Genomic DNA, 24,341 nt, shown 5'->3' on the forward strand with positions numbered 1-24,341 from the left:
ATTGAAAATATTGGTGATTAACCTGAAATTGGTTACTTCGCCGGAGCCGGCAGCATGATGGTGATCTCGTCGGCCTGCGACAGATTGAGTGCCTTGCGCGCCTGCTCGTCGAGCATGTCCTTCTCCAGCGTGCCGTCGTGCATGAGCTTGACGCGCCGCTCGAGTTCCATCCTGCGTGCCTTGATCGCATCGAGCTGACCCTGCAACGCAACCGTCTCGGCCTCAAGCTTGTATTTCGAATTGATGCCGAATTCACCGTGATAGGCATGGAAGCCGAAATAAGCCAGGAACAGCACGCACAGCGAGGGAATGATCAGCCGGCCGGTGTTTCTCTGCTTGTGCTGACGCGTCCACATAACCGATTCCCCGTGCCGCGAACTCAAACGGCTCGAAGTCTTTTTCGCCTGATTGTGCTTAACGGACGGTTACGGGAGACCGCCATGCCGGCCTGAAATGAAAAAGGGCGGGATGTCCCGCCCTCTCCGTATCAACGATGTGCGGCCGGATCAGCCCTTGATCACCGACTTGCCGGCGTAATGCGCCTGCTTGCCGAGTTCTTCCTCGATGCGGATCAGCTGGTTGTATTTGGCCATGCGGTCGGAGCGCGACAGCGAGCCGGTCTTGATCTGCCCGCAATTGGTGGCGACGGCGAGATCGGCAATGGTCGAATCCTCGGTTTCGCCCGAACGGTGCGACATGACGGCGGTGTAGGCAGCCTTGTGCGCGGTCTCGACGGCATCCAGCGTCTCGGTCAGCGAGCCGATCTGGTTGACCTTGACCAGGATCGAGTTGGCGACGCCCATGCGGATGCCGTCGCGCAGGCGCGCCGTGTTGGTGACGAAGAGATCGTCACCAACGAGCTGCGTCTTCTTGCCGATCAGGTCGGTCAGGTACTTCCAGCCTTCCCAATCGTCCTCGGCAAGGCCATCCTCGATCGAGATGATCGGATAGTCGGCCGCGAGCTTGGCGAGGTACTTGGCTTGCGCCTTGGGATCGCGCGTCTTCTTCTCGCCCTCATAGACATAGTTGCCGTCCTTGAAGAACTCGGTCGCGGCGCAATCGAGGCCGAGCGCGATCTCTTCACCTGGTTTGAATCCGGCCTTCTCGATCGATTCCATGATGAAGTCGAGCGCCACCGGCGCGCTCTTCAGGTTCGGGGCGAAGCCGCCCTCGTCGCCGACATTGGTGTTGTGGCCGGCATCCTTCAGCTTCTTGCGCAGCGTGTGGAAGATTTCCGAGCCCCAGCGCACGCCTTCGCGCAGCGTCGGCGCACCGACCGGCAGGATCATGAATTCCTGGAAGTCGATCGGATTGTCGGCATGCGCGCCACCATTGATGATGTTCATCATCGGCACAGGCAGGACATGCGCCTTGGTGCCGCCGACATAGCGGTAGAGCGGCAGCCCGGCTGCATCGGCCGCGGCCTTCGCGACCGCCAGCGAAACGCCCAAGATGGCGTTGGCGCCGAGCCGGCTCTTGTTGGGCGTGCCATCAAGCTCAATCATGGTCTGATCGATATGGATCTGGTTTTCGGCTTCCATGCCGCCGATCGCCTCGAACAATTCGCCATTGACCGCCTCGACGGCCCTGAGCACGCCCTTGCCAAGGTAGCGGGCGCCGCCGTCGCGAAGCTCGACGGCTTCGTGGGCGCCGGTGGAGGCACCCGACGGCACCGCGGCGCGGCCCATCGAACCGTCTTCGAGAACAACATCGACCTCGACGGTCGGGTTTCCACGGCTGTCCAGGATTTCACGCCCGACAATGTCGATGATGGCGGTCATTGCGATGTCCTCGATTGATCTGGAGAAAACGTCGCGCCCGTCTTAGCCAAAGCGACGCAAAAGGCAATCGGGGCCTGATCGAATAGTGCCGCCCGCCCGATTCACGAAGCGCAATTTCCTGTCATCATAAGTCATGCCACCGGACGCGCATTTCGGGTTAGGAATGTTATCGTGGGGCGAAACAGGAGGGGTTCGCCATGTCTGAGGTGAGCGGTATTGTCAGTCTGTTCCTGATCGCCGCGGCGTTCCTGACGTCATGCGACAACCAGCAGTCGCCGCCAAAGGCTATTGCGTCTTTGCCGGCTTTGCACATCAGCGAGTAGCGTTGCGTTTGAATCAAAAAGGGGGCCGTGGAAACGACCCCCTTTTCGATTGTGGCGTCAATGCCAGTAGGGCGCGACCTTGTAATATTCGTATGACTCGTCGCGCGCGCTCTCGCCATCCGCGCCGGCCAGTTCGTTGATGGAATGGGCAGGCGCTGCCTTCAGCTGTTCCTTGGAGAAGGGTATGACATAGCCGCCCCTTGCCTCATCATAGTCGAGGCTTGCCCAGGGGATGGCGTGGTACTTCTCGCCAATGCCGAGAAAGCCGCCAAATCCAATCACCGCGAACATGATGCCGTTCGACGTCTTGTCGAGCATGACGTCCTCGATGCTGCCGATGCTGTCGCCTTGGGTGTTGTAGACGGTCGTGCCGATGACTCGCGAAGCGGCAATGGCTTCGGTGTGGCCTGTTTGCGTCGTCATTGTTTGCTCCTCGTTGTCGTTAATCCGCACTTTGACAATGAGGGGCGCGGGCGAAAGTTCCCGACTTTTTTGGCGGCTGCCCAATCACTCCGCGAGGATGAAAGTCACCTTCATATTGACGCGATAGGCCGCGATCTTGCCATCCTCGACGACGATCTTCTGGTCCTGGATCCAGGCGCCTTCGACGTTCTTCAGGGTCTTCGCGGCGCGCGCAATTCCCTTCTCGATGGCGTCTTGAAAGCTTTTCCTGGACGACGAGGTGATTTCGGTGACGCGGGCGACGGACATTGGCTTCCTCTTGCCAAAGCGCTCATTTGCCGGACGAGCCTACAACCGGGGCTTATCCGCTACGACATTGGCTTTTCAGCCCTTTGCAATCCTGTCGAAGGCCATCAGCCTTTCCAGCAGTGCCGGCATATCCTTTAGCGGCAGCATGTTGGGACCGTCGGAGGAAGTCGAATTGTCGGGGTCCTGGTGGGTCTCGATGAAGACGCCGGCAACGCCGACGGCAACGGCCGCGCGGGCCAGCGTCTCGACAAAGCGGCGCTCCCCGCCAGACGATCCGCCCTGCCCGCCCGGCTGCTGCACCGAATGGGTGGCGTCGAAGATCACCGGGGCGCCGATCTCGGCCATGACAGGCAGCGCCCGCATATCCGACACCAGCGTGTTGTAGCCGAAAGAAGCGCCGCGCTCGGTGGTCAGCACATTGGCATTGCCCGAGCCGGTGATCTTGGCGACGACGTTCTTCATGTCCCAGGGCGCGAGGAATTGCCCCTTCTTCACATTAATGACCTTGCCCGTCGTCGCGGCGGCGACCAGCATATCGGTCTGGCGCGACAGGAAGGCCGGAATCTGCAGCACGTCGACATGCGGCGCCACGATCGCGCACTGTTCCTCGGTGTGGACATCGGTCAGGACGGGAAGCGAGAATTCCTTGCGCAACTCGTCGAAGACGGGAAGCGCGGCATCCATGCCGGCACCCCGCGTTGCCGATAACGAGGTGCGATTGGCCTTGTCGTAACTCGTCTTGTAGACGAGGCCGATGCCGAGCCTACCGGTCAGCTCCTTCAGCGTGCCGGCCATGTCGAAGGCATGCTGGCGCGATTCGAACTGGCAAGGGCCGGCGATCAGCGCCAGGGGTCCCGCATTGTCGAAGACGACGTTGCCGACGGTTACCGACGAATTGGGCGCCAGGGGGTTGCTCATGGGATCTCCCGAAAGATGAAGGCTGCGCCCTGCCCAGATGCCGGCCGCACGATGATGTCATTGCCCGACATATCGTGCTGGACGGCATTGGCCGCAAGCAGACCTGCGGTGGCGCCAATGTCGCGGATCGAAAAAACCACGGCGGCGAAGTGCAATTCTGATGGCGTACCGGCCGGTATGCCGAATCTCGCCGTGAAAGCGGCGGTGTCCAGCACGGTCAAGACCGCGTTCGGCAGATGAAAAACGCCGTCGTGCGCATCGGCGGCCTGATCATTGACCGCCACTGAAATCAGCCGATGCTGCTCGGCGGAAGCGCTGCTGATTGCAACCACCTCGACAATTCCGTCGACCCCATTGGGGTGAGCCTGCAAGGCTCCTCGGTCTACTCTCGGCGCGTTGATGCGCTGACAGGCAAAAAGAAATGCGTCCGTTTGGCCGGGAGCCGCGGCAAAGGCGAGCTTGAATGACGCCGTATCGCTTTTGCCCGCCGTGTCTGTGAAGGCTCGGGAGAAGCTCAGCTTGTCTCCCGCCGACAGACCCGCTTCGACATAGCGTTCATGGTCGTCATCGGCATTGTCCGTGCCGAGGACCACCGCGGAAAATCCCCCGTTGCCACGACTTTCGCGATAGAGGCGATCGCGCGCAACGAAGACATTGCCCTCGGCAGCCGCCTCTATCGCAGCCTGTTCACGGCCGATCGCAAGCGGCTCCAGATAGGTGCCGTCGGCGAGGAAAACGCAGCAGTTTTCCGTGCCAAACGGATGGATTCCGGCCGGAGCGACGACGAAGCCAAGGGCGTTGAGCCGGGCACGCGCCACATCGAGGCTCTGCGTCGGCAGAACCAGATGATCGAGCGGATGAATGCCTGACGAGGTCATGGAAGCGCGATGTGCATCATTCGGAAGATCGGTTCAAGACTTGATCGCAATGCCGCCGGCGGCGGCCCCGCAACAACCACCTGAAACAGCCGTGGACTTTCCCTTCCGCCGCAACTGGACTTGACATGAGGCTATCCCGGCACGGGATCAGCTTCCAGCCACGACATCAGCGGAATAGCGCAGCTCGCGCAATGGTTTGACCTTGCTGGTGGTCTGCGCATAGAGCGGATGCGACTTGTAGGCTGCCAGCGCCGCGTCATCGGCAAATTCCGCGTAGACGACGACATCGACTTCATCCGACAGCGGGTCGACCTTGGTGTTCAACGTGACCTCGAAGAGACTGGAATGAGGAATGTCCCCAAGCGCCAGCAGTCCGGTGCGAACTGCTTCCACATCTTCCTTGCGGCGCGCGCTGAAGAAAACGATATGCCGGATCAATCCCGCCTCCTCGATCTGAAATGTCGGGGTCTTTTGTGACGGCGGTCTCTTTGCGTCAACCGGTCATGGCGCCACGCGTCCTTGCGACGCGCCTCGATCGGGCTGGACCTCGTCTCACACCGGTGAGCACCTCAAATGAGGCGCCAGGCTGCTATCTCAAGAGGGGATATCAGGCTTTTCCGGTGACGTAGCGCACGACATGGGAGAGTTCCCTGACCGTGACGTCGAGATACCGGCCCTGATTGTAGAGACCGTCCCAGATCAGGAAGAACGCGATGGCGGCAATGACAATCACATAACGCATGGCTAAAGCTATCGCACTAGCGCCGCGGCTGCCATAGACGTTTTCGATTTCGGGCAGCAGCCTGCCGCAAGGCGGCGGATGCCAGCCGCCCGCGTGGCACAGTCCAGCTCTTGGCATGCCTCTTGAAGTTCCGCCTCATGGCGTGGAAGATTGGCGCAGGCATTCATCGGGAAGCGCTGAAGCTCTGGCTAAGGGGCGCGCGCTTCGTTCGAGCCCGCCTGTCGCCGGATCCGCAAGCTACCGGGACCAGGCAATGGCGTTCGAACCCGGCGGATGAACCAAGAGAACCGCGGCTCGGCGATCGCGCCGGCACCACGGAGATCCAGGGGCTTGGAATGACACACGGGGAACATCATGGCATAGCGCCGGGCGACGCGGTCAGGCTCGACGAGTTCAATTTCGCCGAGATCGTCAAGGGCCTGCCGGCCAAGGCGCGCATGGTGCTGTCGGCGGCGATGAACCTGCCGCGCGGTTCGCTGAAAGTCTGGATGCCGGACGGCCGCGCCGTTCTCGTCGGCGGAAAGGCGCCGGGGCCCGATGCCGAACTGGTGCTCAAGAACTGGCGCCTGCCGGGCCGCGCCTTTTCCGGCGGCACAATTGGTGTTGCCGAATCCTATATGGACGGCGATTGGGAAAGCCCTGACGTCACCAGCTTCCTGGAATTATTCGTGGTCAACTCCGCCTTCGGTGAAAGGGTTGCCGGCGGCGCCAGCTGGCTCATCAACACAGTCCAGCGCATCCGTCACTGGTTCAACGAGAACACACGCACCGGATCGAAGCGTAATATCTCGGCGCACTACGATCTCGGCAACGCCTTCTACAAGGAATGGCTTGACCCGAGCATGACCTATTCCTCGGCGCTTTACGCCAATGGCGTCAACGATCTCGAGAGCGCCCAGGCCGCCAAATACCGGGCGCTGGCCAGGGACACCGGCATAGGCGGGAAAGATCATGTGCTGGAGATTGGCTGCGGCTGGGGCGGCTTTGCCGAATTCGCGGCACGCGAAATCGGTTGCCGGGTTACCGGATTGACCATCAGCCGCGAGCAGCACGACTTCGCCAAGGCGCGCATCGCCAAGGCCGGCCTTACCGAAAAGGTCGACATCAAGTTGCAGGATTACCGCGACGAAACGGGCACCTACGATCGCATCGCCTCGATCGAGATGTTCGAGGCGGTCGGCGAGAAATACTGGCCGGTGTTCTTCTCCAAGATGAAGGACTGCCTGAAGCCCGGCGGCATGGCTGGGCTGCAGATCATCACCATCAACGAAGCCGCCTACGACACCTATCGCGCCAGGCCGGATTTCATCCAGCGCTACGTCTTCCCGGGCGGCATGCTGCCGACGCCGTCCATCTTGAAATCACTTGGCGCCGCGCACGGCCTTGCCCATCTGCGCGAACGCGTTTTCCCCGAGGACTATGCCCGTACGCTTGCCGAATGGCGCCAGCGTTTCCGAGGGTCCTGGGAGAAAATCGTACCGCTCGGTTTCGACGATCGTTTCAAGAAACTCTGGGAGTTCTACCTGCACTATTGCGAAGCCGGCTTCCGAGCCAGCTACATCGATGTGCGCCAGGTGGTCTACAAGGCGTAGCTGGGTACGCACGTCGACTTCCTTTTGCGGGCGGCATTTCCATCGATGCGCTGGATCTTGTCATGCCAGGCGATTCGTGCCGCCGGCCCCTCCAAGGCTGACCGCATCCAGCTTTGACGGCTGATCAGAGAAGGATGCGATATCGGGCAAAGCCAGCTTCGCCCTCGCCGGCAGGTTCGATCTTCAGCGACTTCACATCGGCGATGACGTCCTTTGCCTTGACGCCGGTGTCGAAGACGACGCTGGTTCCCGGCAACGGCGCGAACGACCAGTTGTCGTCGGCCGACGGGTTGATGGTGCCCTGGCTGACGATGTAGCGGACGATGACGTCGCGGTTGGTGTCCGGCGCCTCGTAGATGATCTTCGCGGCATTGATGTCGGGGAAATTGCCACCGCCGCCAGCCCGGTAATTGTTGGTCGCGACAACGAATTTCGCTGCCGGATCAATCGGTTTTCCGTCGAACATAAGCTCAACAATGCGATTGGAACCGGCATTGGCGATGCCGCCCTTGGCATCGTATTTCGGCGGCTGCGACAGATCTATCCTGTAGGTGACGCCGTCGATGACGTCGAAATTGTAGGACGGAAAATCAGTGTTGATCAGGACCTGGTCGGCCTTCCCGGCCTCGATCTTGTTGAAGATGCCGGCCGACATTTCCAGCCATTCCTTGACCTGAGCCCCGGTGATTTCCACGGCGCGCACCGTGTTGGGATAGAGGTAGAGGTCGGCGACGTTCTTGATGGCGATGTCGCCCGCCGGCACATCGGTATAGTAATCGGCGCCGTTGCGTCCACCGGCTTTGAACGGGGCCGCCGCCGACAGCAACGGCACGTCCTTCCACTGTGTGCTTTTCAATATGTCCTTCAGGTACCAGGTTTGCGCCTGGCTGACGACCTGCACCGACGGGTCGTCAGCGACCAGCGCGAAATAGGAATAGAGCGGCGCGGACGTCTTGCCGACAGGGCGGCGCACATAGGCGAGCGTCGCCTGGTGGTCCTGCTCGAGAGCGGCGATGATGCGCTTGTCGTCCGGGACGGTCGGCTTGTTCTTGTTGTCGACACGCTCGAAGATCGGCCGTGCCTCCGATGTCGCCGAGACCACTTTCCACTTCGACCCGTCGCGCTCCAGCATCAGGTCGATCAGGCCCATATGTGAGCCCCAGAACCCGCCCATGACGGCGGGCTTGCCTTGCAGCGTCCCCTTCTGTGCGTCGACGCCCTCGAGCGCCTGGAAATCTTTCTTGCCGGGGAAGACCAGATGCTGGTGGCCGGTGAAGACCGCGTCGATGCCTTCGACGCCGGCGACGAAGAACGAGGCATTCTCCATCATGTCACCCTGCTTGACGTCGATGCCGGAATGCGAGAGCGCGATGACGATGTCGGCGCCCTCCTCCTTCATCCGCGGCACCCACGCCCTCGCCGCTTCGACAATGTCGCGTGTCTTGACGTTGCCTTCGAGGTTCTTGAGGTCCCAGACCATGATCTGCGGCGGCACGAAACCGATGATGCCGACCCTGATCGGCTGTTCCGAGCCTGACCCGTCCTTGATCTTCTTGTCCAGGATTACGTAAGGCTTGAGGTAGAGCTTGTCGTCGCGCGGGTTGGCGGCAAGCTCGGTACCCCGGATCAGGTTGGCGCAGACGAACGGGAAATTGGCGCCGGCCAGCACCTTGTCCAAAAAGGACAGGCCATAGTTGAATTCGTGATTGCCCAGTGTCGAACACTCGTAGCCGAGCAGGTTCATGCCTTTCATGATCGGATGGAGATCGCCCTCCTTCAGGCCCTTCTCATAGGCGATGTAGTCGCCCATCGGGTTGCCCTGCAAAAGGTCGCCATTGTCGATCAGCATCGAATTGGCGGCTTCCTTGCGCACCGCGTCGATGAGGGAGGCCGTGCGCGACAGGCCCATCGTGTCATTGGCTTTGTCGGCGTAGTAGTCATAAGGCAGCACGTTCACATGGATATCGGTGGTTTCCATGATCCTTAGATGCGCCTGGTTGGCCTGCGCCCGGGCGGAGAAGGGATGAAGCACGATCAGCGCCCCTGTGGCGGCGGCCCCGGCTAGGAGACCACGGCGAGAGACGGGATGGAGCAGTTGCGACATGTTTTCTCCTTCTTCAACGACCTGACGAGTCCTGCCCCGAAGCGAACTTCGCGCTGAAATCAGCTCAAGTCCACTCAAGAAGTCGCGCGCATTGGCACGCCAATCCATCAGCAACAGATGACGGCCGGATGAAAGGCGCGGTGAAGAAAGTCAGGTCTTGTCGTCGTCGCCCTGGGTGATCAGCCGGGCGCTGCGCTGGCCTGTGACGTAGATCCATAGCCAGCTCAGCGAAACCGCAAGCCGATTGCGAAAACCGATCAGGAAATAGATATGTGCAATGCCCCAAAGCCACCACGCAAGCCAACCGGTGAGCTTGATCCAGCCGAAATCAATGGCGGCGGCGCGCTTGCCGATCGTCGCCAGATCGCCGGCGTGCTTGTAGTGGAAAGGCCGCGGGCTGGTGTCGCCGGCAAGCCTGGCCTTCACCGTCGCGGCAACATGCCGTCCCTCCTGCTTGGCGGAAGGCGCGACGCCGGGCACGGGCCGCCCGTCGGGCCGCAGCACGTGAGCGGCGTCGCCGATGACAAAAATCTCCGGGCTGCCGGGCACGCTGAGATCAGGCTCGACCAACACCCTGCCCGCCCGATCCGCCTTCGCTTCCAGCCATTCGGCGGCTGGCGAAGCGGCAACGCCGGCTGCCCACAGGATCGTGCGGGCCGGCAGAATCGTGTCGCCAAAAACCACGCCGTCGGCATCGCAGCGCGTAACGGCCCGGCCGAGCTCGACCGAAACGCCAAGCCGTTCCAGCGCCTTCCGAGCGTAGTCGGAGAGCTTTGGCGCGAAATTGGCCAGAATGCGGTCGCCGGCCTCGATCAGCACCACCCGCGTCTGGCGCGTATCGATGTTGCGGAATTCGCCGCGCAGCGTGTCATGTGCCAGTTCGGCAATGGTTCCGGCGAGTTCGACCCCGGTCGGCCCGCCGCCGACGATGACAATGGTCAGCAGCGCTTGGCGCCTGGCAGGGTCAGATTCCCGCTCCGCCTGCTCGAAGGCCAGAAGAATGCGGCGCCGAATGGTGGTGGCATCCTCCAAAGTCTTCAGGCCCGGCGCGAAAGGCTCCCATTCGTCATGGCCGAAATAGGCATGGCGCGCGCCGGTGGCGAGCACCAGCGTGTCGTAGGCGACGGCGCTGCCGTCGTCGAGCAGAACGCGTTTGCCGGACCGGTCGACACCCGTGACATTGGCGAGCAGTGTCGTCACATCCTTGCGCTTGCGCAGGAGATGGCGGATCGGCCAGGCAACCTCCGAGGTTGCCAGCGCCGTGGTTGCCACCTGATAGAGCAGCGGCTGGAACAGATGATGGTTGCGCTTGTCGATCATGGTAATGCGCACCGGTGCACCGGCCAGTGCGCGGGTGAATTCGAGACCGCCGAACCCGGCACCGACGACGACGACATGATGTCTGGCATCGCTCATTTGATTCACCCCTGATGGGCAAGATTGCCTGCCCTAGATGTAGGTATCTTGTGCAATGCAACAATGGCAGGACAGTGCTTGAGACTCGTCGTTCCATGTCGTGAATGCACATGTTCTATCGTATCGCGAGGTATAGCGTCATCGAACATGAGATGAGGTGAGGCATGGCTAACGATCATGACAACCAGGGCCCGGCGCAATACTCTTCGCCGCCCTGCTTCATGCACGAGCTCGACCCTGCGTTCCAGGCACCACTCAGCGACTGGACCGACGTGCGGCGTTGGCGCAAAGCCGAGCGCGAAAGGCTAATCGCCGCCCGGCTTGAAGTTTCCGCCGACGCCCGAACAGCAATGTCGCAACGCATCGCCGGCGGGCTGGATGCACTTGTCGGCGAGATCGCGGGCCGCATGGTCAGCCTTTACTGGCCGTTTCGCGGCGAGCCGGATCTGCGGCCCTGGATGGCGTCCGTCAATGAGCGTGGCGGTCGCACCGCGCTGCCCATCGTTGTCGAGAAAGGGCAACCGCTGATCTTCCGCGCCTACAAACCGGGCGACCGGTTGGAAAAGGGCGTCTGGAACATCCCGATTCCGGCAGAGGGTGATCCGGTGCTGCCGGACATCGTCATCTCGCCCATTGTCGGCATTGATCCGGCAAGCTATCGCCTGGGCTATGGCGGCGGCTTCTTCGACCGTACGCTGGCCGCCATGCCGTTCAAGCCACTGGTCATCGGTGTCGGCTACGAATTGCAGCGCATCGCCACCATTTATCCGCAGCCGCACGACATCCCGATGGATCGGATCGTGACGGAGGCGGCCACGGTATAGGGCTCTAGGCCATCTCCGGCTTCAGACCCATTGCCGTCCGGTCGACGATTTCGCGCAGGGCGAAGGACGAATTGATCTTCGTCACATGCGGCATCGCCGACAGCCATTCCTTGTGGATGCGCTCGTAGTCGACGAGATCCTTGGCCGCGATCCTCAGGATATAGTCGTACTCGCCCGACATCAGGTGGCACGACAGCACGTTGGGGCAGCGTTTGATCGCCGCCTCGAAATCCGACAGCGTCTTTTCGAACTGGCCGGAGAGCGATATGTGGACGATCGCCGTCATCTGGTGGCCAAGGGCCGCGTTGGACAGCCGGGCGTGATAGCCGCGGATGGTTCCGGACTTCTCCAAATTGTCGAGCCGCCGCGAGCAGGCCGACTGCGACAGGCCAACCTTCTCGGCAAGGGCCGCGTTCGGCATCCGCCCGTCCTTCTGCAAAGTCTCAAGAATGGCGATATCAATCCTGTCGAGCGGCATTTTTCGTGATTCCTGCGAAAATCCGTTTATTTTTTGCAACAAATATCGAAACCGGCCTGTTCGCGCAAGCGCATTCGCAAACACCTGCACGCCGATTCATGGTTCACTCCAGCACTACAGGGAGTGAGCCCAAAAGGGCCCGGATCAGGAGAAGAAAATGCGCATCGGCTGCCCCAAGGAAATCAAGAACCACGAATACCGTGTCGGCCTGACGCCGGGCTCGGTACGCGAATATGTCGCCCATGGCCATGAAGTGCTGGTCGAGACCGGCGCGGGCGCCGGCATCGGCGCCGATGACAACGCCTACCGCGCCGCCGGCGCCATCATCGCCAAGACGGCCGCCGACGTGTTCGCCAAGTCGGACATGATCGTCAAGGTCAAGGAGCCGCAGCCCAATGAATGGGCACAGCTGCGCGAAGGCCAGATCCTGTACACTTATCTCCATTTGGCTCCGGATCCGGAGCAGACCAAGGGCCTGCTCGCCTCGGGCGTGACGGCGATCGCCTACGAAACCGTGACCGACGATCGTGGCGGCCTGCCGCTGCTGGCCCCGATGTCGGAAGTCGCCGGCCGCTTGTCGATCCAGGCCGGCGCCACGGCGCTGCAGAAGGCCAATGGCGGCCGCGGCGTGCTGCTCGGCGGCGTACCCGGCGTGCTGCCGGGCAAGGTCACCGTGCTTGGCGGCGGCGTCGTTGGCCTGCACGCGGCCCGTATGGCCGCCGGCCTTGGCGCCGATGTCACCATCATCGACCGCTCGATCCCGCGCCTGCGCCAGCTTGACGACCTCTTCGCCGGCCGGGTCCACACCCGTTACTCGACCGTCGAGGCGCTCGAGGAAGAATGCTTCTCGGCCGACATCGTCGTCGGCGCCGTGCTCATCCCGGGCGCCGCCGCACCGAAGCTCGTCAGCCGCGAAATGCTGTCCGGCATGAAGAAGGGCTCGGTACTGGTCGATGTCGCCATCGACCAGGGCGGCTGCTTCGAGACCTCGCACGCCACCACCCATGCCGAGCCCACCTACGAGGTCGACGGCGTGATCCACTACTGCGTTGCCAACATGCCAGGTGCCGTGCCGGTCACCTCGGCCCACGCGCTCAACAACGCGACGCTGCACTATGGTCTGCAACTCGCGGACAAGGGCCTGAAGGCTCTGGTCGATGACCATCACCTGCGCAACGGCCTGAATGTCCACAAGGGCAAGATCACCAACCGCGCGGTCGCCGAAGCGCTCGGCTACGAACTGGTCGAGCCGAAAGCAGTGCTGGCGGCTTAATATACCCGGAATATACCCAGAAAAAGTCAACTCACACTCTTGCCCGCCGGTTCACTCCGGCGGGCTTTTTGCTTTGGGCAATGATGCGCCAAACCCGCTTCCCAGAGGACCATCGAAGCGTGTGCCGTAAGGGCACTTTACCCCCTATTGTTGCATTTTTGTCATACCCGTCTTGGCCGACTCCCTGCTAGGAACATCTTGGGCTTATTGATTAGGGGTACGGGCTATGTTTCTTCGCGTTTCAGCGAAATCTATTCTTCTTAGTGCAGTATCGGCGGTGGCAATTATGTCAGTCGCGCATGCCGCTGATGTTGTGCAACCGGTCGAGGCATCCGGTTTTAACTGGAGTGGCGTTTATGTTGGCTTCGGTATCGGCGCCGGAGCCAACTCGCACAAGCTCAGCAGCGATTTCATCCCCGGTCTGTCTTTGGATGGCATCGGCGGTGAAGGGGTCTACGGCGAACTTACCGCTGGTTACGACTATATGGTGTCGCCCCGCTTCCTTCTGGGTGGGCTTGTCGATGTCCATGTTGGCAACATTGAAACGTCGCTGGATGTCGGCCCTTTCGACGCGTCTATTCAGGAGACATACGGCTTCGATGCCGGTTTGCGTGCTGGTTACCTGATCACGCCGACTACGCTGGGCTACGTCATGGGCGGCTATTCCTGGCAGAAGTACAAGCTCGATACCAATGCCGGTTTCGGCTTCGATTGGGACCAGAGCGGATATTTCGTCGGCGGTGGTCTCGAAACCGCGATCAACAGCAACTGGACGATCAAAACAGAATACCGCTACACCCGCTTCGGCACCAAGGACGATCTCCTTTCCGAAGCTGGCATTCCTTCGCCGGACGGCGCACTCAATCTCGACACGTCGCGTCACACATTCCAGGTTGCCGCCAGCTATCGCTTCGGTGCGCAGAACGGAGCCGCCGCTTCGTTTGAAACACCCGCCTACAACTGGACCGGCTTCTATATCGGTGGTGGCTTGGGCGCCGGCGCATCGGTGCACCAGCTCGAAATCCCGCCGCTTCTCGGTGCCAAGTTCAACGGCCTTGGTGGTGAAGGCGTGCTTGGCGAGTTGAACGTCGGCTATGATCATGACTTCGGCAGCTGGGTTGCGGGTGTCATGGTCGATGCTCGTTATTCGGGCATGACCAGCCAGCTCGACATCCCAGGCGGCTCGATCAATCTGGATACGGACTACGGCTTCGATGTGCTGGGCCGCGTCGGCATGAAGATGAACGAATCGACCCTTGCCTATGCACTGGCTGGCTATAGCTGGCAGCGTTTCGATCTGAACGCTTCCGATCCGGTCGGTGATATCATCGACTGGGGTTCCAGCGGCTTCTCAGTCGGTGGTGGCCTGGAAACGGCAGTGTCGAGCAACGTCACGCTCGGTCTGGAATACCGCTATTCGCAGTTTGCCAAGAAGGATTTCTCGTCGGATCTCGGCCTCCCCGACGACTCCATCACTTCCAAGGCTTCCTTCCATACCGTGCGTATCGGCGCGAAGTACAAGTTCAACTAAGCCCCCTCCAGGCAAACAGTCGAAGCCCGTCGGCCATGCCGGCGGGCTTTTTTGCGGCGAAAGACGTTAGGGCCGAACGCGGGCAACAAAAAAGCGGAGCCAAAGCCCCGCTTCCTCGATATCAAGATTGCCGCCGGTTCATCCGCGGTGCGGCCAATCGATCGACACTGGCTTTCTAGCGCGTCTATGCGACAGCAGTGCGACAGAGACTTTCTGCCGCCAATCCCTTGATCTTATGCGCGCTCGATGCGGCACTGATAGCAATTGTTGCGCGCCGAGCGGACATGCACATAGGCAATGTCCTCACGCTCCAACAAAGTCTCGGCTCGTGCGGCAATTGCTCCGGTCGGGATAATGCCACCGCTGCCGTAGACGATGCGATCATCGCCGCCATAGCCGCGCACGATATAGTCCGGGCTGTCGAGGATCTCCGGCGGCTCCCTTGTCCCGACGGCACGCTCGCATTCCTGGGCATGCAGGAAGATCGGCCCGGTTTCTGCATAGGGCTGAGGGTCTGGAAATGGCCGGTAGGCGAGGATGAGATAGACATCGCCGGCGGCGATATTCCTGAGACAATGACGGCAAGGCATCCCGTCGCCGTCAGAGATTTTCCGCTCGGGCGTACGGCCATAGGCATCGGGGCCGCCGCGCTGCAGCGCCCTGACATTTTCGGTCGGCAGAGCTGTGAATTGGATGGTCATCGTAAGATCTCCGGTACTGGCGACCGGAAACTATGCGCTCGCCGCCGTGCTTCCCACCCGATTCCTGCCAAGCGTGCATGAGCCGATCCGATGTCGGATCCTCCCTTCGAGCTTCGGGAGGGCCACCGAAATCGTTAATCGGCTAATCAGTTCGACAATCCCTTGATGAATCATCGAAGCGGCGGCGGATTCCGGCTGAACTTACGGCCGCATGACGCTGGCCGAGCGCTCGGCGAAAGGCAGGGGATGCACGACTTCCTTCTTCTGCGCCACCGGCTTGAAACCGAGCTTCTGGTAGAGCGGTAGCGCGGCCGGGTGGTCGAGCGTGCAGGTCTGCACCGTCACCCTTTTCGGCCCATACGACCATGCTGCGGCAATCGCCGAACCAAGGAACCAGCGACCGATGCCTTGACCGGTGGCATGTTCCATCATGCCGAAATAGGCGAGTTCGACTTCCTCGGGCAGATGCGGCTTGAGATCGAAGAAGCCGGCCGGCGCACCGTCGAGATAGAGCACCCTGATGTCGCGATCCTCACGGTGGATTCCGGCTGACAGCTCATCGTCATTCAGCCTCAGAACATTCACCCAGTGCCATTTGCGTCCCACCCGGTCCATCAGGTAGCGATAGAAGTGCAAGGGAATGTCCCTGGTTTTCAGCAGCGCGACCTGGCGGTTGTAGGGTACCGGTGGCGAGACGGGCGGTGGGGCATGCATTTCGAGAAAAGTCACCGTGACCTCAATGTCCTGCAGCACGCCGTTTTCCATCAATTCATTCCTTGCCGGTCGTTGCTGGGCCGGTCGTTGCAGGGCCGGTGGTCGCTGGGCCGGTCACGACTGGTGTATCGGACAATCCGCCCCACTCGGTCCATGAGCCGTCATAAAGCCTGTTGTCGGTATGGCCAAGCGTCTCCAGCGCCAGCGTGACCACCGCGGCGGTGACGCCGGAGCCGCAGGATGTGACCACGGGTTTGGATAGGTCGATACCGGCGTCCTCTATCACCTTGCGCAAACGGTCCTTCGGCAGCAGCCTGCCGTTTTCCGACAGTGCGGAGTACGGCACATTGCGCGCGCCCGGCATGTGGCCGGAGCGGATGCCAGCGCGGGGCTCGGGTTCGCTACCGGTGAAGCGGCCCGGCCCACGGGCATCGGCGATCTGTGCTGTCTTTGTATCGACAATCCGGCGCATATCGGCCAGACCGACGACGCGACCGGCGTCGAAATCGGCATGAAAGACGCTTGGCGCGATCTTCGTCGGCTCGGCCGTTACCGGCCGGCCGGTCGCCTTCCAGCCATCAAAGCCGCCGTCCAGAATATAGGTCTGGAAGACACCCATGATCCGGAACATCCACCATGCCCGCGGTGCGGAGAAAAAGCCCGGGCCATCATAGACGACGATGGTGTCATCGGCCGAAACGCCCATCGCGCCGACATATTGGGCGAAATGCTGCGGGGGTGGCAGTGTATGCGGCAAGGCAGCGTCAGGATCCGAAACCGCGTCCTGGTCCAGGAAACGGGCGCCAGGAATGTGAGCCGCATCATACTCGGCGCGCGCGTCGCGCTTTTGTGCAGGCAGATACCAGGAGGCGTCAATGATCGTCAGGCCCGGCTGGCCGAGGCGTTCCTGCAGCCAGTCCGCATCGACGGTAAAAGGACTGTCTTCGGTCATTCTTTTCTCCTGCCGCCTTTTGATGGTGTCTGTCTGTTCAGTTCGCCGGCATCGGGCCGAAGCGGATGCGGAAGCGCCTGTTCTCCCGGCCCTTCTTTTCGATCTTGCCGATGTGGATTTCGCCGATTTCGCCGGTGCTCCTCACATGGGTGCCGCCGCAGGGCTGGCTGTCCACCGAGGCATTGTCACCGATGCAGACCAGACGGATCTTGCCGGTGCCAACAGGCGGTCGGACGTTCTTGGACTTCACCAAGCCAGGATTCGCGGCCAATTCCTCGTCGCTGATCAGCTTGGTGAAGATGGGATGATCGGCCCGCACCAGATCCATCATGCCGGCGGTCACCTCTTCCTTGGTGAAGCTGGCGTCTGGAATGTCAAAATCGACACGGCTGTCGTCCTCGGAAACCGCCGCCCCGGTGATCGGGAACGGGCAGACAACGGTGAGCAGGTGGCAAGCCGCGTGCATGCGCATCAGCAGATGCCGGCGCTCCCAGTCGATGGCGAGCTTCACCGTCTCGCCCACCTCCGGCAAGGCCTGCTCCGGTGACGGCACATGGATGATCTCGTCCTTGGTCTCGCCAGTGATCGTGGCGGCAATTGCGACGCGGCTGCCGTCGGCACGCTCCAACGTGCCGCTATCGCCCGGCTGGCCGCCGGAAGTGGCATAGAAGATCGTCCGGTCGAGGATGATGCCGCCGCGCTCATTGATGGCGACGACCGTGGCATCCGCCGTGCGGAGATAGGCGTCGTCGCGAAACAGCGCTTCGGTCCGGTGCGCCATCACGTGACCTTCTCGAAGGGCACTGAAATCTTGCTCTGCAATTCCATCCAGCCTGGTACCGGCAGTTGCTTTTCGCGCAGGAATTCGGGGTTGAATAGCTTCGACTGGTAGCGCGTCCCGTAGTCGCAAAGGATCGTCACGATGGTGTGGCCCGGACCCAATTCCGCAGCCAGCCGCATCGCGCCGGCGATGTTGATGCCGGTCGAGCCGCCGACGCACAGGCCTTCCTCCTGGATCAGGTCAAAGACGATCGGCAGCGCGTCCTCATCCCTGATCTGGTAGGAGAAGTCAGGCGTGAAGCCTTCGAGGTTGGCGGTGATGCGCCCCTGCCCGATGCCTTCGGTAATCGAACTGCCTTCTGACTTCAGCTCGCCGCTGGTGTAGAAACTGTAGAGCGCGGCGCCGAGAGGGTCGGCGAGCGCGATCTTGACGTTCTTGCTCTTGGCCTTCAATCCGAGCCCGACACCGGCCAGCGTTCCGCCCGACCCCACCGCCGAGACAAAACCGTCGACCTTGCCGCCGGTCTGGGCCCAGATTTCCTCGGCCGTGGTGCGGATATGGCCATCGCGGTTGGCGACATTGTCGAACTGGTTGGCCCAGATCGCGCCGTTCGGTTCGCTCCTGGCCATCTGCTCCGCCAGCCGTCCCGACAGTTTCACGTAGTTGTTGGGATTCCTGTAAGGCACGGCCGGCACTTCGATCAGCTCGGCGCCGAGCAGCCTGATCGTGTCCTTCTTTTCCTGGCTCTGCGTATCCGGAATGACGATGACGGTGCGATAGCCCAGCGCCTTGGCGACGAGCGTCAGCCCGATGCCGGTGTTGCCGGCGGTTCCCTCGACGATGACACCGCCCGGCTGCAACAGGCCGCGTTGTTCGGCATCACGGATGATGAACAGGCCGGCGCGATCCTTAACCGACTGCCCCGGATTCATGAACTCGGCCTTGCCCAGGATCTCGCAGCCGGTTTCTTCGGAAGCCTTGTTGAGGCGGATCAGGGGCGTGTTGCCGATCGCGTCGATCACTGAACGGGGCATTCGGGATTCCTTGTATGCGTGCGCCGAAACCCTAGAAACCCAACGCTTCGGTTTCAAGGCAAGAATTCGTCTGGTCCAGTCGCATTTCCGGCGCTGCGGTGTATGGATGTCGCCGGGGACCGGTGGACACCGGACAGTTCATTTGCACCCGGCGTCGAGAAGCACTCTTTTCATTCGATTTCTCCACCGCTAGAGCAAGACATAACAACTCGGCAGGGCGCAGCATGACACTCTATCGGGCCGATCCGAAACACGGCGTAGCCTGGGTCACCGGCGGCAGCAGCGGCATTGGCCGCTCGCTGGCCAGGGATCTGGCGTCACAAGGCTATGCGGTGGCTGTGACAGCGCTGGACAACGATCCGATCGACACGCTCATCGTCGAGACCGCGCAGATGCCGGGCAAGGTCGTGTCCTTTCCCTGCGACGTCACCGACGAGCCGCGCATGGCAAGAACGGTGGCGGCGATCGAGAACGACCTCGGGCCGATCGTGCTCGCCATCTTCAATGCCGGAAATTACATCTCGACACCCGGAGAGTCCCTCGTCGTCAAGGATTTCCGCCGCTCCTTCGAAGTCAACTATTTCGGCATCATCAATGGGCTGGTGCCTGTCGTCGAGCATATGCGGGTGCGCGCGCGTGGGCATGTCGTTCTGGTCGGCTCGGTGACTGCCTATTTCGGCTGGCCGACCACGGCGGCCTATGGCGGTACCAAGGCGGCTATCAACATCCTGGCCGAGTCGCTGAAATATGATTTCGACAAGATGAACATCCGCGTCCAGGTGATTAACCCCGGCTTTGTCGACACGCCATTGACCGAAAAGAACATGCTGCCGATGCCTGGCCTGATGCCGGTCGGCCGCGCGACGCGCCGCATGGTGCGGGGAATCAAATCCGGCGGCTTCGAAGTGACGTTCCCGTACAGAACGAGCTGGCCGTTGAAAATTCTCGGCATGCTGCCAAGGCCGCTATGCCGATGGGTGATCAGCCTGACGACCAGCTGGAAAGCGCGCCCGCTGCATTATGAGCGCAAACCGCCCAACAAATAATGCCCACAGGATTGGTGGCTTGGCCGCCTGAACGGCCGTTGCCTGTTCATGGCCACCACCATAGTTTGAATGTTGTTGCGTGGAGTCTGCGATGGGGCGACGGATCGTGCTTGCTGTGCTGGGCCTGATCGCCGTCCTTGCACTGACCTTCCTACTGGGTCCACGCGTACCCGTCGACACCACGATCCATTTCGATCCTTCCGCCATCGGCGACGACCCACAGGCCTATGTGGCAAAAGTGGAGGCTGCCGTACCCGGTATCCGCGACGGGCTGGAGAAGGAGATCGTCTGGGCCAACCCAATGGTGCACGCAAAGACACCGCTGTCGATCGTCTACATCCACGGCTTTTCCGCATCGAAGGGCGAGAGCCGACCCTTGCCCGACGACGTGGCCGACCAGCTCGACGCCAACCTGTTCTACACCCGCCTCACCGGCCACGGGCAGGACGGCGCGGCGATGACGCAAGGCAGCGTCAACGCCTGGATCAACGACTATGAGGAGGCGCTCGCCATCGGCCGGGCAATCGGCGACAAGGTGATCGTCATCTCGACGTCGACCGGCGGCGCGCTGGCGGCCTGGGCGGCGACGCAGCCCGGGGCGTCCGAGGGTGTGGCGGCCATTGCATTCATCTCGCCCAATTTCGGCGTGAAAGCATCCGGCGCCGAGATCCTGACCATGCCCTGGGGCAAGCAGATCGCGGAACTCGTCGCCGGCAAGGAACGCAGCTTCGCGCCGCGCAACGCGCTGCATGAGAAATTCTGGACCACCAGATATCCGATCGCCGCGACGATGCCGATGCAGGCGCTGACCGACCTTGCCTATGGCGCGCCGGTGGAGAAGGCGACCATTCCCGCCCTGTTCATCTTCTCGGATATAGACAAGGTCGTGCGACCCGACCGCACGCGTGAGATCGCCGCGCGCTGGGGTGCCGCGCATGAGCTGGTGCCCATCGAAAGCACTGGCGATCCAGACAACCATGTCATTGCCGGCGACGCGCTATCGCCATCCACCACCGCATTCCTGGCGCAACGGATTGCCGTCTGGATCGAAGCGGTGGCGAAGTGAGGTTGGAAGACAAAACGGCGGCTGAAGCAATGTTCAGCCGCCGTTTCATTCGTAGTCGGCACCAGGCAACCGTTAGGAACTGGCCGGTTGCCGCGAGGTTTCGTTAGGCAGCCCGTGCGGCCGGACGCTTGCCGCCGAAGCGGCGCTTGTTGTTGCCCTTGAAGGGTTTTGCACCTTCCGGCTTGCGCTCACCGGCAAAGGCCGGCTTGTCGCCGAAACGCTTCTTGCCGAAGCCGTTGTTCGGCTTCTTCTCGCCGCCCGGCCGCCTGCCGTCGCGACGGCCATTGCGGTCGCGATCGTTGGCAGGTTCGAAGCGCTCGTTCTTTTCCGCAGGATTGCGTGCGGGATCGGGGCTGCCGAGATGGTCGGCAACGATGGGCAGCTTGGTGCGGATGATGCGCTCGACCTGACGCAGCTTGCTGTTCTCCGAAGGATCGCAGAGCGTGATGGCGATGCCATCCATACCGTTGCGGCCGGTGCGGCCGATACGGTGGACATAGCTTTCGGCTTCGTCCGGCAGGTCGAAATTCACGACATGGCTGATGCCGGGCACGTCGATGCCGCGCGCGGCGATGTCGGTCGCGACCAGAATGCGCACCGATCCATCACGGAAATCATTCAGTGCCTTCTGACGGGCATTCTGCGACTTGTTGCCATGAATGACGGCGGCCTTGAAGCCGTCGCGTTCCAGGTCCTTGGTCACCCGGTCCGCGCCATGCTTGGTGCGCGAGAAGATGATGACGGACTTCATCGCTTCGTCGGCGAGCATCGTCGACAGCACCTGGCGCTTCTGCTTGGTGCGGGCGAAGACGACGCCCTGCACGATCTCGGCCGCCGCGGTGCTTTGCGGCGAGACCTCGATGCGGACCGGGTTCTTCAGGAGGCCCTTGGCGAGTTCGGCGATCTCGTCCGGCATGGTGGCCGAGAACAGCGCCGTCTGACGATCGGGCGCGGTCGCCTTGGCGATGCGCTTGACGTCGTTGATGAAGCCCATGTCGAGCATGCGGTCGCCCTCGTCCAGCACCAGCCATTTGGTGTCGGAGAGGATGAGGTCGCCCTCGCGCACCAGGTCGGTCAACCGGCCGGGCGTGGCGATGAGGATATCGACGCCGGGAGCAACCTTCTTCACCTGGCTGAAGCGCGAGACACCGCCCAGCACGAGTGCCGTCGAGACATGCGCGCCCTTGGCGAGGATCTTGATGGTGTCCTCGATTTGCACCGCGAGTTCGCGGGTCGGCGCCAGGATGAGCGCGCGGGTCGTCTTGGCGCGCCGCTTGGTGCCGAGTGCGATGATCTTCGACAGGATCGGCAGCGCGAAGGCAGCGGTCTTGCCGGAGCCGGTCTGGGCGATGCCGAAAATGTCACGGCCTTCCAGCTGCGGCGGGATCGCCTGCATCTGGATCGGCTTCGGTTCGGCGAAGCCGGCATTGTGGGTGGCCTTGAGCAGCGCACCGGTAATTCCCAGCGCCGCGAAACCGGAGAGTTCCGCGGTGTCGTTGCCGGGCAATGTGTTTTCGTTGGTCAAAATAATCTTCTTTCACGCGGCCTCTGGCCGCAAACGTCAATGGCGGCAGGGCGCAACCTGCCGTCGAAAATTTTATATGAAACGACAAGGCGGGCGGACGCGTGCGTCCACTCGGCTGCGCTGTCGTGCCCGCAGGCATCATGCCACGGGGCTTTTTCGCCACTTTGTGATGTACCGGAAGAGGGCCGATATACCGGAAAGAGGGAAAACAGACGCAACCAGTCTCATTTGTCGAGAAGGCCGGAATCTCCCGGCCCAAGCGCCTATGGGCTGCATATGGCTGAGTTCGCCCCGGAATGCAAGGGGCGCGATGTTGCGGTGCAGCAAAAACCAGCCAAAAAGCCGACGCTTGCACTCCCCGACCGGCATCATTACCACAAACGCAGCTTCCGATTTTGGGGATCGAACGATGAAGGACGTGCTGAAGGAACTCGAGCGGCGGCGCGACATCGCCCGCATGGGTGGTGGCCAGGCCCGTATCGATGCGCAGCACAAGAAGGGCAAGCTCACCGCGCGCGAACGCATCGAAGTGTTTCTCGACGAAGGCTCGTTCGAGGAATTCGACATGTATGTCGAGCACCGCTCGACCGATTTCGGCATGGAGAAGACAAAGATCGCCGGCGATGGCGTCGTCACCGGCTGGGGCACGGTCAATGGCCGTCCCGTTTACCTCTTCGCCAAGGATTTCACCGTGTTCGGCGGTTCGCTGTCGGAAGCCCATGCCGAGAAGGTCATCAAGGTGCAGGAGATGGCGCTGCGCAACCGTGCGCCAATCATCGGCCTCTACGATGCCGGCGGGGCGCGTATCCAGGAGGGCGTGGCAGCCCTCGGCGGCTATGCCGAGATCTTTCAGCGCAACGTGCTTGCGTCCGGCGTCATTCCGCAGATTTCGGTCATCATGGGCCCATGCGCCGGCGGTGACGTCTATTCGCCCGCCATGACCGACTTCATCTTCATGGTGCGCGACACCTCCTACATGTTCGTCACCGGACCGGACGTGGTGAAGACCGTAACCAATGAGACGGTGACCGCCGAGAGCCTCGGCGGCGCGTCGGTGCACACGACGAAGTCCTCGATCGCCGACGGCGCCTATGACAATGACGTCGAGGCGCTCCTGCAGATGCGGCGGCTGATCGACCTGTTGCCAGCTTCCAACACGTCGGAGATCCCCGAGATCGAATGCTTCCAGTCGGTCACCGACCATGACATGTCGCTCGACCGGCTGATCCCCGACAACGCCAACAAGCCTTACGACATCAAGGAATTGATCCTGAAGGTCGCCGACGAAGGTGACTTCTTCGAGATCCAGCAGAGTTTTGCCAAGAACATCGTCACCGGTTTCGGCCGGGTCGAAGGCCGTACCGTTGGCTTTGTCGCCAACCAGCCGATGGTGCTGGCCGGCGTGCTCGATTCCGACGCCAGCCGCAAGGCGGCGCGCTTCGTGCGCTTCTGCGACTGTTTTTCTATTCCCATCGTTACCTTTGTCGATGTTCCAGGCTTTTTGCCGGGCACGGCGCAGGAATATGGCGGGCTGATCAAGCACGGCGCCAAGCTGCTTTTCGCCTATGCCGAGGCGACCGTGCCGAAGATCACCGTGATCACCCGCAAGGCCTATGGCGGTGCCTATGATGTGATGGCGTCAAAACATCTGCGCGGCGACATGAACTATGCCTGGCCGACGGCGCAGATCGCCGTCATGGGGGCGAGAGGCGCGGTCGAGATCATCTACCGCAAGGACATCGGCGATGCCGAAAAGATCGCGGCTCATACAAAGGCTTACGAGGACCGCTTCCTGTCGCCTTTCGTGGCCGCCGAGCGCGGCTATGTCGACGAGGTGATCATGCCGCATTCGACCCGCCGCCGCATGGCCCGGGCGCTTCGCATGCTGCGCAACAAGGATATGCAGAACCCCTGGAAGAAGCACGACAACATCCCGCTGTGAACGGTGTCG

The 24,341-nt window shown here is 61.6% G+C and carries 25 protein-coding genes; 8 read left to right on the plus strand and 17 right to left on the minus strand.

Annotation, left to right across the window (positions count from 1 at the left end; genetic code table 11):
• Positions 1 to 32 precede the first annotated feature (32 nt).
• Together FJW04_RS24370 and eno are read right to left on the minus strand one after the other, a co-directional pair.
• Positions 33 to 356 carry a septum formation initiator family protein gene (locus FJW04_RS24370; RefSeq protein WP_140619588.1) on the minus strand — a complete coding sequence of 108 codons (324 nt, stop codon included), beginning with the start codon at positions 354 to 356 and terminating at the stop codon, positions 33 to 35.
• Between the two features lie 150 nt (positions 357 to 506).
• A complete protein-coding gene (gene eno / locus FJW04_RS24375; RefSeq protein ID WP_015317936.1) occupies positions 507 to 1,781 on the minus strand; it encodes a phosphopyruvate hydratase in 1,275 nt (424 codons plus the stop codon).
• A gap of 197 nt (positions 1,782 to 1,978) precedes the next feature.
• On the opposite strand from eno, the gene FJW04_RS30625 reads away from it, so the two are divergent.
• Positions 1,979 to 2,104 carry a hypothetical protein gene (locus tag FJW04_RS30625; protein WP_140717246.1) on the plus strand — a complete coding sequence of 42 codons (126 nt, stop codon included), beginning with the start codon at positions 1,979 to 1,981 and terminating at the stop codon, positions 2,102 to 2,104.
• A gap of 57 nt (positions 2,105 to 2,161) precedes the next feature.
• Here the strand turns inward: FJW04_RS30625 and FJW04_RS24385 are convergent, their stop codons facing one another.
• The 6 genes from FJW04_RS24385 to FJW04_RS30630 form a co-directional block, all read right to left on the minus strand.
• Positions 2,162 to 2,527, minus strand: a complete 366-nt coding sequence (locus FJW04_RS24385; protein ID WP_015317938.1) for a PRC-barrel domain-containing protein — start codon at positions 2,525 to 2,527, stop codon at positions 2,162 to 2,164.
• 84 nt (positions 2,528 to 2,611) lie between these two features.
• Positions 2,612 to 2,815, minus strand: coding sequence for a dodecin family protein (locus tag FJW04_RS24390; RefSeq protein WP_015317939.1), 204 nt, complete (start codon positions 2,813 to 2,815; stop codon positions 2,612 to 2,614).
• A gap of 75 nt (positions 2,816 to 2,890) precedes the next feature.
• Positions 2,891 to 3,733 (minus strand): 3-deoxy-8-phosphooctulonate synthase, encoded by an 843-nt coding sequence (kdsA, locus tag FJW04_RS24395; protein ID WP_140717248.1) that lies wholly within the window; start codon positions 3,731 to 3,733, stop codon positions 2,891 to 2,893.
• Complete coding sequence (locus FJW04_RS24400) at positions 3,730 to 4,611, minus strand: VOC family protein (protein WP_140717250.1); 882 nt, start codon at positions 4,609 to 4,611, stop codon at positions 3,730 to 3,732. Before FJW04_RS24400 ends, kdsA begins: the two co-directional genes overlap by 4 nt.
• Positions 4,612 to 4,758: 147 nt before the next feature.
• Positions 4,759 to 5,049 (minus strand): Dabb family protein, encoded by a 291-nt coding sequence (locus FJW04_RS24405; protein WP_015317942.1) that lies wholly within the window; start codon positions 5,047 to 5,049, stop codon positions 4,759 to 4,761.
• 169 nt (positions 5,050 to 5,218) lie between these two features.
• Positions 5,219 to 5,353, minus strand: coding sequence for a hypothetical protein (locus tag FJW04_RS30630; protein ID WP_023773660.1), 135 nt, complete (start codon positions 5,351 to 5,353; stop codon positions 5,219 to 5,221).
• Between the two features lie 335 nt (positions 5,354 to 5,688).
• On the opposite strand from FJW04_RS30630, the gene FJW04_RS24410 reads away from it, so the two are divergent.
• Complete coding sequence (locus FJW04_RS24410) at positions 5,689 to 6,945, plus strand: cyclopropane-fatty-acyl-phospholipid synthase family protein (RefSeq protein WP_140619578.1); 1,257 nt, start codon at positions 5,689 to 5,691, stop codon at positions 6,943 to 6,945.
• 124 nt (positions 6,946 to 7,069) lie between these two features.
• Here the strand turns inward: FJW04_RS24410 and FJW04_RS24415 are convergent, their stop codons facing one another.
• Positions 7,070 to 9,049, minus strand: coding sequence for a bifunctional 2',3'-cyclic-nucleotide 2'-phosphodiesterase/3'-nucleotidase (locus FJW04_RS24415; RefSeq protein WP_140717251.1), 1,980 nt, complete (start codon positions 9,047 to 9,049; stop codon positions 7,070 to 7,072).
• A 150-nt stretch (positions 9,050 to 9,199) separates the two neighbouring features.
• On the minus strand, positions 9,200 to 10,465 hold the full coding sequence (locus FJW04_RS24420) for an NAD(P)/FAD-dependent oxidoreductase (RefSeq protein ID WP_140619574.1): 1,266 nt from the start codon (positions 10,463 to 10,465) through the stop codon (positions 9,200 to 9,202).
• Between the two features lie 164 nt (positions 10,466 to 10,629).
• On the opposite strand from FJW04_RS24420, the gene FJW04_RS24425 reads away from it, so the two are divergent.
• Positions 10,630 to 11,289: a 5-formyltetrahydrofolate cyclo-ligase gene (locus tag FJW04_RS24425; RefSeq protein WP_015317947.1), complete on the plus strand. Its 660-nt coding sequence runs from the start codon at positions 10,630 to 10,632 to the stop codon at positions 11,287 to 11,289.
• 4 nt (positions 11,290 to 11,293) lie between these two features.
• On the opposite strand, the gene FJW04_RS24430 is transcribed toward FJW04_RS24425, so the two are convergent.
• On the minus strand, positions 11,294 to 11,767 hold the full coding sequence (locus FJW04_RS24430; RefSeq protein WP_015317948.1) for an Lrp/AsnC family transcriptional regulator: 474 nt from the start codon (positions 11,765 to 11,767) through the stop codon (positions 11,294 to 11,296).
• Between the two features lie 157 nt (positions 11,768 to 11,924).
• Here FJW04_RS24430 and ald point away from each other — a divergent pair, with 157 nt between their 5' ends.
• Entirely contained in the window at positions 11,925 to 13,040 is a 1,116-nt protein-coding gene (gene ald / locus FJW04_RS24435) for an alanine dehydrogenase (RefSeq protein ID WP_015317949.1), read from the plus strand.
• Positions 13,041 to 13,266: 226 nt separating this feature from the next.
• Entirely contained in the window at positions 13,267 to 14,571 is a 1,305-nt protein-coding gene (locus FJW04_RS24440) for an outer membrane beta-barrel protein (protein WP_140717253.1), read from the plus strand.
• A 233-nt stretch (positions 14,572 to 14,804) separates the two neighbouring features.
• On the opposite strand, the gene FJW04_RS24445 is transcribed toward FJW04_RS24440, so the two are convergent.
• From FJW04_RS24445 to FJW04_RS24465, 5 genes are all read right to left on the minus strand, one after another.
• The gene (locus FJW04_RS24445; RefSeq protein ID WP_140664374.1) at positions 14,805 to 15,272 is read right to left on the minus strand and encodes a DUF1203 domain-containing protein; all 468 of its coding nucleotides are present in this window, start codon (positions 15,270 to 15,272) and stop codon (positions 14,805 to 14,807) included.
• A 201-nt stretch (positions 15,273 to 15,473) separates the two neighbouring features.
• Entirely contained in the window at positions 15,474 to 16,037 is a 564-nt protein-coding gene (locus tag FJW04_RS24450) for a GNAT family N-acetyltransferase (RefSeq protein WP_015317952.1), read from the minus strand.
• A gap of 4 nt (positions 16,038 to 16,041) precedes the next feature.
• Positions 16,042 to 16,938 (minus strand): 3-mercaptopyruvate sulfurtransferase, encoded by an 897-nt coding sequence (gene sseA, locus FJW04_RS24455; RefSeq protein WP_140717255.1) that lies wholly within the window; start codon positions 16,936 to 16,938, stop codon positions 16,042 to 16,044.
• A 37-nt stretch (positions 16,939 to 16,975) separates the two neighbouring features.
• The gene (locus FJW04_RS24460) at positions 16,976 to 17,719 is read right to left on the minus strand and encodes an alanyl-tRNA editing protein (RefSeq protein WP_140717257.1); all 744 of its coding nucleotides are present in this window, start codon (positions 17,717 to 17,719) and stop codon (positions 16,976 to 16,978) included.
• Positions 17,719 to 18,753, minus strand: a complete 1,035-nt coding sequence (locus FJW04_RS24465; protein ID WP_140717259.1) for a cysteine synthase A — start codon at positions 18,751 to 18,753, stop codon at positions 17,719 to 17,721. The genes FJW04_RS24460 and FJW04_RS24465 overlap by 1 nt, the downstream gene beginning before the upstream one ends.
• A gap of 224 nt (positions 18,754 to 18,977) precedes the next feature.
• Here FJW04_RS24465 and FJW04_RS24470 point away from each other — a divergent pair, with 224 nt between their 5' ends.
• Positions 18,978 to 19,799, plus strand: a complete 822-nt coding sequence (locus tag FJW04_RS24470) for an SDR family oxidoreductase (protein ID WP_140717261.1) — start codon at positions 18,978 to 18,980, stop codon at positions 19,797 to 19,799.
• A gap of 91 nt (positions 19,800 to 19,890) precedes the next feature.
• Positions 19,891 to 20,865 carry an alpha/beta fold hydrolase gene (locus FJW04_RS24475; RefSeq protein ID WP_140717263.1) on the plus strand — a complete coding sequence of 325 codons (975 nt, stop codon included), beginning with the start codon at positions 19,891 to 19,893 and terminating at the stop codon, positions 20,863 to 20,865.
• A 103-nt stretch (positions 20,866 to 20,968) separates the two neighbouring features.
• On the opposite strand, the gene FJW04_RS24480 is transcribed toward FJW04_RS24475, so the two are convergent.
• Positions 20,969 to 22,390, minus strand: a complete 1,422-nt coding sequence (locus tag FJW04_RS24480; RefSeq protein WP_015317958.1) for a DEAD/DEAH box helicase — start codon at positions 22,388 to 22,390, stop codon at positions 20,969 to 20,971.
• A 409-nt stretch (positions 22,391 to 22,799) separates the two neighbouring features.
• Between FJW04_RS24480 and FJW04_RS24485 the strand changes: the two genes are divergently transcribed.
• Positions 22,800 to 24,332 (plus strand): acyl-CoA carboxylase subunit beta, encoded by a 1,533-nt coding sequence (locus tag FJW04_RS24485; protein ID WP_140619559.1) that lies wholly within the window; start codon positions 22,800 to 22,802, stop codon positions 24,330 to 24,332.
• Positions 24,333 to 24,341 lie beyond the last annotated feature (9 nt).

This window comes from Mesorhizobium sp. B2-7-3 (assembly GCF_006440715.1).
Taxonomy (GTDB): domain Bacteria; phylum Pseudomonadota; class Alphaproteobacteria; order Rhizobiales; family Rhizobiaceae; genus Mesorhizobium; species Mesorhizobium australicum.